The sequence below is a fragment of the Micromonospora sp. NPDC048170 genome, from assembly GCF_040652795.1.
Taxonomy (GTDB): domain Bacteria; phylum Actinomycetota; class Actinomycetes; order Mycobacteriales; family Micromonosporaceae; genus Micromonospora.
The window spans coordinates 1-9,954 of sequence record NZ_JBEZMR010000019.1; the positions used below are offsets into that span (position 1 = coordinate 1).

The 9,954-nt window shown below is 75.9% G+C and carries 1 protein-coding gene; it reads left to right on the forward strand.

Going from position 1 to position 9,954, the window contains the following annotated elements; genetic code table 11:
• The first annotated feature begins 9 nt into the window (after positions 1-9).
• Positions 10-9,921, forward strand: a complete 9,912-nt coding sequence (locus AB0D32_RS21910; RefSeq protein ID WP_357093201.1) for a type I polyketide synthase — start codon at positions 10-12, stop codon at positions 9,919-9,921.
• The last annotated feature ends 33 nt before the right edge of the window (positions 9,922-9,954 follow it).

Consider the following 9,954-nt stretch of genomic DNA (forward strand, 5'->3'; position numbering starts at 1 on the left):
GACCTGGACCTGTTCGTGGTGTTCTCGTCGGTGGCGGGGGTGTTGGGTTCGCCGGGTCAGTCGGCGTACGCGGCGGGCAACGCGTTCCTGGACGGTCTGGCGGTGTACCGGCGGCAGCGTGGTCTGCCGGCGGTGAGCCTGTCGTGGGGTATGTGGGACACCCCCGGGATGGCCGCGTCGATCGACGAGGCCGACCGGGCGCGGTCGACCCGGGGCGGCGTCACCGCGATGAGCGCCGAGACCGGGCTGCGGCTGTTCGACGCGGCGCTGACCGCCGACCGCGCGGTCCTGGTGCCGGCCGTGATCGACCTGGCCGCCCTGCGGGCCGCGGCCGGCGCCGGCCTGGTGCCGCCGATGCTCCGCGCCCTGCTCGGCACCACCACGACCCGCCGCCAGGCGGGACAGGGCGTCACCTGGGCGACCCGCATCAGCGGGCTGGACCCCGCCGAGGCGCGGACCCAGATCGACGTGCTGGTCAGGGGTCTCGTCTCGCAGGTGCTGGGGCACGGCGGCGCGGAGGCCGTGCCCGCCGACCGGGCGTTCCGCGAGTTGGGCTTCGACTCGCTGACCGCCGTGGACCTGCGCAACCGGATCAACGCGGCCACCGGCCTCCGGCTGCCCTCGACGCTGGTGTTCGACTACCCGACGCCCCAGGCCCTCGCCGCCCACGTGCACGCGGAACTGGCCGGCACGGCCGCCGGCACCGTCGCGTCCGGCGCGCGGACCACGACCGGGTTCGACGAGCCGATCGCCATCGTCGGCATGGCGTGCCGCTATCCCGGTGGAGTCGAGACGCCCGACCAGCTGTGGGAGTTGCTGGCCGCCGGTGGGGAGGGGATCGGGGAGTTCCCGGCCGACCGCGGCTGGGACCTGGAGAGCCTCTTCGACCCCGACCCGGACCACCCCGGTACGTCGTACACCCGGCACGGCGGATTCCTGTACGACGCCGGCGAGTTCGACCCGGCGTTCTTCGGCATCTCGCCACGCGAGGCCCTCGCCATGGATCCGCAGCAGCGGTTGCTGCTGGAGGCGTCGTGGGAGACGTTCGAGTCGGCCGGCGTCGACCCGCAGCGCCTTCGCGGCAGCCGCACCGGTGTGTTCGCCGGGGTGATGTACCACGACTACGCCTCGCGCCTGATGGAACTGGCCGACGAGGTCGAGGGCTACGTCGGCACCGGCAACTCGGGCAGCGTGCTGTCGGGTCGGGTCGCGTACACCTTCGGCCTGGAGGGGCCGGCGGTCACTGTCGACACCGCCTGCTCGTCGAGCCTGGTGGCGTTGCACCTGGCCGCGCAGGCGTTGCGGTCGGGCGAGTGCGACCTCGCCTTGGCCGGTGGTGTGACGGTGATGGCGACACCCGGCACGTTCATCGAGTTCTCGCGTCAGCGGGGTCTGTCGCAGGACGGTCGGTGCAAGTCGTTCGCCGCGTCGGCTGATGGCACCGGTTGGTCCGAGGGTGTCGGGGTGCTGCTCGTGCAGCGGCTCTCGGACGCACAGCGGGACGGCCGGCGGATCCACGCCGTGCTACGCGGCACGGCGGTGAACCAGGACGGTGCGTCCAACGGCCTGACCGCGCCGAACGGCCCCTCCCAGCAGCGGGTGATCCGTCAGGCCCTCGCCAGCGCCCGGCTGACCCCGGCGGACGTGGACGCCGTCGAGGCGCACGGCACCGGCACCACCCTCGGCGACCCGATCGAGGCGCAGGCGCTCATCGCCACGTACGGCCAGGACCGGCCGGCCGACCGGCCGCTCTGGCTCGGCTCGGTGAAGTCGAACATCGGCCACACCCAGGCCGCCGCCGGCGTCGCCGGTGTGATCAAGATGATCATGGCGATGCGGCATGGTCTTGTTCCGCCGACGTTGCATGTGGACGAGACGTCGCCGCACATCGACTGGACGGCCGGTGCGGTGGCGTTGGCTACCGAGGCGATGCCGTGGCCCGAGGTGGGTCGGCCGCGTCGGGCGGCGGTGTCGTCGTTCGGGATCTCCGGCACCAACGCGCACGTGATCATCGAGCAGCCGCCGACCCCGGTGGTCGACAGCCAGGCCATCGAACGGCCGCGTGCCGCAGTCGTACCCCTGGTGCTCTCCGCCGCGGACGCCCCGGCGCTGCGCGAGCAGGCCGCCCGGCTGGGCGCGCACCTCGCGGCGCACCCGGAACTCGAACCCGCCGACGTCGCGCACGCCCTGGTCACCACGCGGGCCGAGTTCCCGCACCGCGCCGTGATCCTCGGCCGCGACACCGTCGGCCTGACCCGGGCCCTGGAGTCGTTCCGCCTCGGCGAGGCCACCTCCGCCACGGTCACCGGCACCGCGTCGCGCGGCGGCGACCCGGTCCTCGTCTTCCCCGGCCACGGCGACCCGTGGCCGGCCACGGCGGTCGAACTGCTGGACCGTTCACCGGAATTCGCCGCCTCGATCGCCGAGTGCGACGCGGCCCTCGCGCCCTGGATGGACTGGTCGCTCACCGCCGTACTGCGCGGCACGGACGACGCCCCGCACCCGACGGATCCCAGGGTCGCGCACCCCGTCCGGTGGGCCGTGACGGTCTCGCTGGCCCGCTGGTGGCGTTCGCTCGGCGTACGGCCCGCCGCCGTCGTCGGACACTCCCACGGCGAGGTCGCGGCCGCCTGCGTGGCCGGGGCCCTGTCGCTGGCGGACGCGGCGAAGACGATCGCCGCCGGCAGCCGGGTCGAGGCCGACCCGGACGCGACGCACCGCCTGGCCACCGACCTGGCCGGGATCACCCTCCGGGCGGCCGAGGTGCCGCTGCACTCCGCGGCGACCGGCGGACAGGTCGACACCGACGGCCTCGACGCCGCCCGGTGGTACCGGGGACTGGCCGACGGCGCCGACGCCGACCCGGTCGTACGCGCCCTGCTCGACGACGGCCACCAGGTCTTCGTCGAGGCCGCCCCCGAACCCGTGCTCACCGCCGGACTGCGGGAGACCGCCGGCGACGACGCGATCGTGGTGGCCGCCGACGCCGACGCCGGCGGCTGGCCCCGGATGCTGACGCTTCTCGCCGGGCTGCACGTGCACGGCGTGCCCGTGAACTGGACGGGGATCCTCGGCGCCCGCACCGGCGCGCCGGTGGAACTGCCGACGTACGCCTTCCAGCGCCAGCGGTACTGGCCGCAGGCTCCCATCCCGACCGGCCCGGCCGTCGCCGGCCAGGACGAGGCGGACCGGCACTTCTGGGAGGCCGTGGAACGGGCCGACCCGCAGGCGTTGGCCGCCGCGATGCGGATCGACGAGACGGCGGCCCGGTCCCTCGACCCGGCGCTGCCGCTGCTCTCCTCGTGGCGCCGACGCCGCCGCGACGAGTCCACGGCGGACTCGTGGCGGTACCGGGTGACCTGGAAGCCGGTGGCCACCACGGCGGAGGAAACCCTGTCCGGCACCTGGCTGCTGCTGGCGCCGGCGCACGGCGCGGAACAGCCCCTGGTCGACGGCGTCGCCCAGGCCCTCACCGAGGGTGGCGCCGAGGTCGTCCGGGTCGACGCGACGGACCGGCAGGCGCTCACCGAGCGGCTCGGGCACACCGGCGTCGCCCCCGGAGCGGTCGCGGGCGTGTTCTCCCTGCTCGCCCTCGACGACACCCCGCACCCGGCGCAGCCGGTGGTACCTGCCGGCCTCGCCGGCACGTACGCCCTGGTCCAGGCCCTCGGCGACGCCGGCGTCACCGCCCCGCTGTGGTGCGCCACCACCGGCGCGGTCTCCACCGGCCGGGCCGACCCGCTCGACCGTCCCCGACAGGCGATGCTCTGGGGGCTCGGCCGGGTCGTCGCACTGGAACACCCGGACCGCTGGGGCGGCCTGGTCGACCTGCCCACCCAACTGGACCCGCGGGACCGGGCCCGGCTGGTGGCCGTGCTGGCCGGCATCGACGCGGAGGACCAGCTCGCGCTGCGACCCTCCGGGGTGTTCACCCGGCGACTGGTCCGGGCCCGCACCGACCGGACGACGCCCGGTGGCTGGCGTCCCGCAGACGGCGCCGTCCTGGTGACCGGCGGCCTCGGCTCGATCGGGGCCCAGGTGGCGCGCTGGCTGGCCCGGGAAGGCGTCGGTGAGCTGGTGCTGACCGGCCGCCAGGGCCCCACCACGCCCGGCGCCGACGAACTGGCGACCGAACTGCGCGCCGCCGGCGCCAAGGTCACCGTGGCCGCCTGCGACGTCGCCGACCGGGACGCCCTGGCGGCCCTCGTCGAGCGGCTGGCCGGGCAGGGCACCCGCATCGGTGCCGTGTTCCACACCGCCGGGGTGGCCCACGCCGGACCGGTCGCGGCCACCGGCCTGACCGAACTCGCGGACTCACTGCGGGCCAAGGTGGCCGGCGCGGTGAACCTCGACGAGGTGTGCGGCGACGACCTGTCGGCGTTCGTGCTCTTCTCCTCCGGCGCGGGTGTCTGGGGCGGCGGGCACCAGGGCGGCTACGCCGCGGCCAACGCCTTCCTCGACGCGTTCGCCGAGGACCGGCGACGGCGCGGCCGGGCGGCCACCGCTGTCGCCTGGGGCGCCTGGGACGGCGGAGGCATGGTCGACGCCGAGGGCGCCGCCGACCAGATGTTCCGGTCGGGCGTGCGGGCCATGCGCCCCGACCTGGCGGTGTCCGTGCTGGCCGAGGCGCTCGACCACGGCGACACCACGCTCACCGTGGCGGACATCGCCTGGGACCGGTTCCTGCAGACCTACACGCTGGCCCGCCCCCGGCCGCTGATCGCCGACATCCCGGAGGTGGCCCGGCTGCTCGCCGCCGGGCAGCGCGACGGCGACGCGCCCGACGCGGCCTCGCCGCTGCGCGGCCGGCTGGCCGGACTCGCGGCACCGGAACGGCGCCGGGTCCTGCTCGACCTCGTAAGGGTCCACGCGGCGGCGGTGCTGCGGCTGTCCTCGCCGCAGGCGTTGGCGGCCGACCGGTCGTTCCGGGAGATCGGCTTCGACTCGCTCAGCGCCGTCGAGATGCGTAACCGGCTCGCCGAGGCGGTCGGGCTGACCCTGCCCGCGACCCTGGTGTTCGACCGTCCGACGCCCGCCGCCCTCGCCGACCACCTGGCCACCCGGTTCACCGGCGACGACACCCCGGCGACCGCGCCCGTGCAGGCCGCCACCGCGCTGGACGAGCCCATCGCCGTCGTGTCGATGAGCTGCCGGTTCCCCGGCGGCGTCGCCGGCCCCGAGGACCTGTGGCGACTGGTCAGCGAGGGGCGCGACGGGATCGCGGAGTTCCCGGCCGACCGGGGCTGGGACCTGGCGGCGATCTACGACCCCGACCCCGACCGACCCGGCACCTCGTACGTGCGGGAGGGCGGCTTCCTCACCGACGCCGCCGGCTTCGACGCCGCCCTGTTCGGCATCTCCCCGCGCGAGGCGATGGTGATGGACCCGCAGCAGCGGGTGCTGCTGGAGAGCGCCTGGGAGCTGTTCGAGCGGGCCGGCACCGCGCCGGCCGACATGCGGGAGACCAACACCGGCGTCTTCGTCGGCACCAACGGCCAGGACTACGCGACGCTGCTGATGGCCGCGCGGGTCGAGACCGAGGGCTACCAGGCCACCGGCAACGTCGCCGCCGTCATCAGCGGGCGGCTGGCGTACCACTTCGGATTGCAGGGCCCCGCGGTCAGCGTCGACACCGCCTGCTCGTCGTCGCTGGTCGCGCTGCACCTGGCCTGCCAGTCCCTGCGGCAGGGCGAGTGCGACGTCGCGGTGGCCGGCGGCGTGACGGTCATGGCCACCCCCGGACCGTTCCTGGAGTTCGCCCGGCAGCGTGGGCTCGCCCTCGACGGCCGGTGCAAGTCGTTCGCCGGGGCCGCCGACGGCACCGGTTGGGGTGAGGGCGTCGGCCTGGTGCTGCTGCAACGGCTCTCCGACGCCCAGCGCGACGGCCGGCGCATCCTGGCCGTCGTACGCGGCTCGGCGATGAACCAGGACGGCGCCAGCAACGGCCTGACCGCGCCGAACGGGCCCGCCCAGGAGCGGGTGATCAGCCAGGCGCTGGCCAACGCGCGGCTCTCCGCCGCCGACGTGGACGCCGTCGACGGGCACGGCACCGGCACCCGGCTCGGCGACCCCATCGAGGCGCAGGCGCTGCTGGCCACGTACGGGCGGGACCGGCCCGTCGACCGGCCGCTGTGGCTCGGCTCGGTCAAGTCGAACATCGGCCACACCCAGGCCGCCGCGGGTGTCTCCGGCGTGATCAAGATGGTGATGGCGCTCCAGCACGACCTGCTGCCGCCCACCCTGCACGTGGACGAGCCCTCGCCGCACGTGGACTGGTCGGCGGGCGCGGTCGCGCTGCTGACCGAAGCGCAGCCGTGGCCCGAGGTGGACCGGCCGCGCCGGGCCGGCGTGTCGTCGTTCGGGGTCAGCGGCACCAACGTGCACGTCATCCTCGAGCAGGCACCCGCCGGCACGGGACCGTCCCGCCCGGCCGACGCACCGGCCGCCGGGCTGCCGGTGCTGCCCTGGATCGTCTCGGCCGACGGCGCGGACGGCCTGCGGGCCCAGGCGGCGCGGCTGGCCGACTGGCTGCCGCAGCACCCGGCCCCCGCCGCCGACGTCGCCCGAGGCCTGGCCACCGGACGGTCCCCGCTGCGGCACCGCGCGGTGCTGCTCGCCGGCGACGCCGACGCCGCCCTCGCCGGGCTGCGGGCACTCTCCGCCGGGCAGGACCACCCCGGACTCACCAGCGGCGTCGCCGAGCCCGGTGGCGCGCTGGCGGTGCTCTTCTCCGGCCAGGGCGCCCAGCACGCCGGCATGGGCCGCCGCCTGTACGAGACGTTCCCCGTCTTCGCCGAGACCCTCGACGAGGCGTGCCAGCACCTCGACGCGTACCTGCCCCGACCGCTGCGCCCGGTGCTGTTCGCCGAGCCCGGCACCGCCGACGCCGACCTGCTGGACCAGACGGTCTTCACCCAGGCGGGCCTCTTCGCGGTCGAGGTGGCGCTGTTCCGGTTGCTCGCGCACTGGGGGATCCGGCCCGACTTCGTGGCCGGCCACTCGGTGGGGGAGATCAGCGCCGCCCACGTGGCCGGGGTGCTCTCCCTGCCCGACGCCTGCACGCTCGTCGGCAACCGGGGCCGGCTGATGCAGGCCCTGCCGGCCGGCGGCGGGATGCTCGCCGTCGCCGCGCCCGAGGTCGACGTGGTCCGGGCGTTGACCGGCACCGGCGGGCAGGTCGCCGTCGCCGCGGTGAACGGGCCGGCGGCCGTCGTCGTCGCCGGGGCCCAGGACGCGCTGACCGACCTGGCCGCCCACTTCACCGGTCTCGGGGTGCGGACGAAGCGGCTGCGGGTCAGCCACGCCTTCCACAGCCCGCTGATGGAGCCGATGCTCGCCGACTTCGCCGCCGTGGCGGCGACCCTGGAGTACGCCCCGCCGACGGTGCCGCTGGTGTCCAACCTGACCGGTACGGTCGTCGACGCCGACCAGCTCTGCACCCCGGAGTACTGGGTCCGGCACGTGCGCGAGGCGGTCCGCTTCGCCGACACCGTCACCGAGCTGCACGCCAACGGGGTGACCCGGTTCCTGGAGATCGGGCCGGACACGGTGCTGACCGCGCTGACCGCCGACGCGCTGCCGGCGGACGCCCCGGTCCTCGTGACTGGCGTGCAGCGGCCCGGCCAGGACGAGGTGACCGCTCTGCTCGGCGCGGTGGCCCGACTGCACTGCCAGGGCGTGGCCGTCCGCTGGTCGCGGCTGCTGCCCGGCGCCGGGCAGGTGGACCTGCCCACGTACGCGTTCACCCACCAGCGCTTCTGGCCGACCCTCGACGCGGCGGCGGGCACCCCCGTCGCCACGCACGACGACGTCGACTCGGCGTTCTGGCGGGCCGTGGCGTCGGGCGACGGCGACGTGCTCGCCGGCCGGCTCGGCCTCGACCCGGACCGCCCGCTGCGGGACCTGCTGCCGGACCTGGCGCAGTGGCGACGCCAGCAGCAGGAGGACACCCTCGCCGGCGGCTGGCGGTACCGGATCACCTGGCGTCCGGGGGCGCCCGCCGCGGGCGTCACCGACGGCACGTGGACGCTGGTCCACACCGGCACGGACCAGCCCGTCGTCGACCGGCTCGCCGAACTCGTCACCGCGCGGGGCGGCACCGTGCGGCTGCTCACCGTCGACCCGGCCACCACAGACCGCACGGCGCTCGCCGAGCGGCTCGCCGGCGACCCGCCGACCCGGATCGTGTCGCTGCTCGCCCTCGACGAGCGACCGCACCCCGAGCAGCCCGCCGTGCCCGTGGGCCTGACCGCGAACCTCGCCCTGGTGCAGGCGGTCACCGACACCCTGCCCCCGGTGCCGCTGTGGCTGCTCACCCGGCAGGCCGTCAGCACCGGAGCAGACGACCCCGTCGTGCACCCCGCTCAGGCCACCACGTGGGGCCTCGGACTGGTGACCGCGCTGGAACACCCCCGGCACTGGGGCGGCCTGCTGGACCTGCCCGCCACCCTGGACACCGCCACCGCCGAGCACGTCCTGGCGGCGCTGACCGCCGCCGGGCACGAGGACCAGCTCGCGGTGCGCGACGCCGGGACGTACCTGCGGCGGCTGGCCCGCACGCCCCGGGTCGAGGCCCAGGGCGACTGGCAGCCGCCGGACACCGTCCTGGTCACCGGCGGCACCGGCGCCGTCGGCCGGTACGCCGCCGCCTGGCTCGCCCGGCACGGCGCGCGGCGGCTGCTGCTGGTCAGCCGGCGCGGCGCGGCGGCCCCCGGGGCCGACGAGGCGGTGGCGGAACTGGCCGCCCTCGGCGCCGAGGCCCGGGTCCTGGCCTGCGACCTGGCCGACCGGGACGCGGTCGCGGACCTCGTCCGCGGCCTGCGCGCCGACGGCGAGACCGTACGCGCGGTGGTGCACGCGGCCGGGGTGGGACGGCTCAACCCCGTCGCCGCGGTGACCGAGGCGGAACTCGCCGACGTCGTGTCCGGCAAGATCGCCGGAGCCCGGCACCTGGACGAGTTCCTCGACCCGGAACCGCTCGAACTGGTCGTGCACTTCTCCTCCATCGCCGCCGTCTGGGGCGTCGGCGACCACGGGGCGTACGCCGCCGGAAACGCCTTCCTGGACGCCTGGGCGCAGTCGCGGCCGGCGGGGCACACCCGGGTCCTCTCGGTCAACTGGGGGCCGTGGGCCGGCGGTGGCATGGTGACCGACGCGCACGCGGCGGCGATGAGCCGGCGCGGGGTGTCCCTGCTCGACCGGGAACCGGCGATGGCCGCCCTGCGCGCCGGCCTCGAGGGCGACGACACCGCGCTCACCGTCGCCGACATCGACTGGGATCGCTTCGCACCGGTGTTCGCCTCCGCCCGCCCCCGGCCGCTGATCAGCGAGATCGCCGAGGTGGCCGCCCAGGCCGCGGCGGCTCGGGCGGAGGCCGAGGACGGCGACCAGGTCGCCGTCGAGCTGCGCAAGCGGCTCGGCGAGCTGTCGCAGGCCGAACAGTCCCGGGTGCTGGTGGACCTGATCCGCACCGCGGCGGGCGAGGTGATCGGGCACGACAGCCCGTACGCCGTGGAGGCCGGCCGACCCTTCCGGGACCTGGGCTTCGACTCGCTGACCGCGGTGGAGCTGCGGGGCCGGCTGACCCGGTCGACCGGGCTGAGCCTGCCCAGCTCGGTGGTCTTCGACTACCCGACCCCCCTGGCCCTGGCCGAACACCTGCGGGCCGAACTGCTCAGCGAGGCGTCGGTGGAGGCGCTGCCGACCCTGGCGGAGCTGGACCAGTTGGAGAGCGCCCTCGCGCTGCGCGACCCGGACGACATCGGCCGGGTGCGGATCACGATGCGGTTGCACAGCCTGCTCGAACGACTCGGCGCCGTCGAGGAACGCCGGGAGGAGGCCGCCGAGGTGGCGGACCGGCTGCGGGTGGCCAGCAACCAGGAGCTGTTCGACCTCATCGACCAGGACCTCGGGCTCTCCTGAGCCGTCCGCGGGACCTGTGGTGTCACGAGAAAG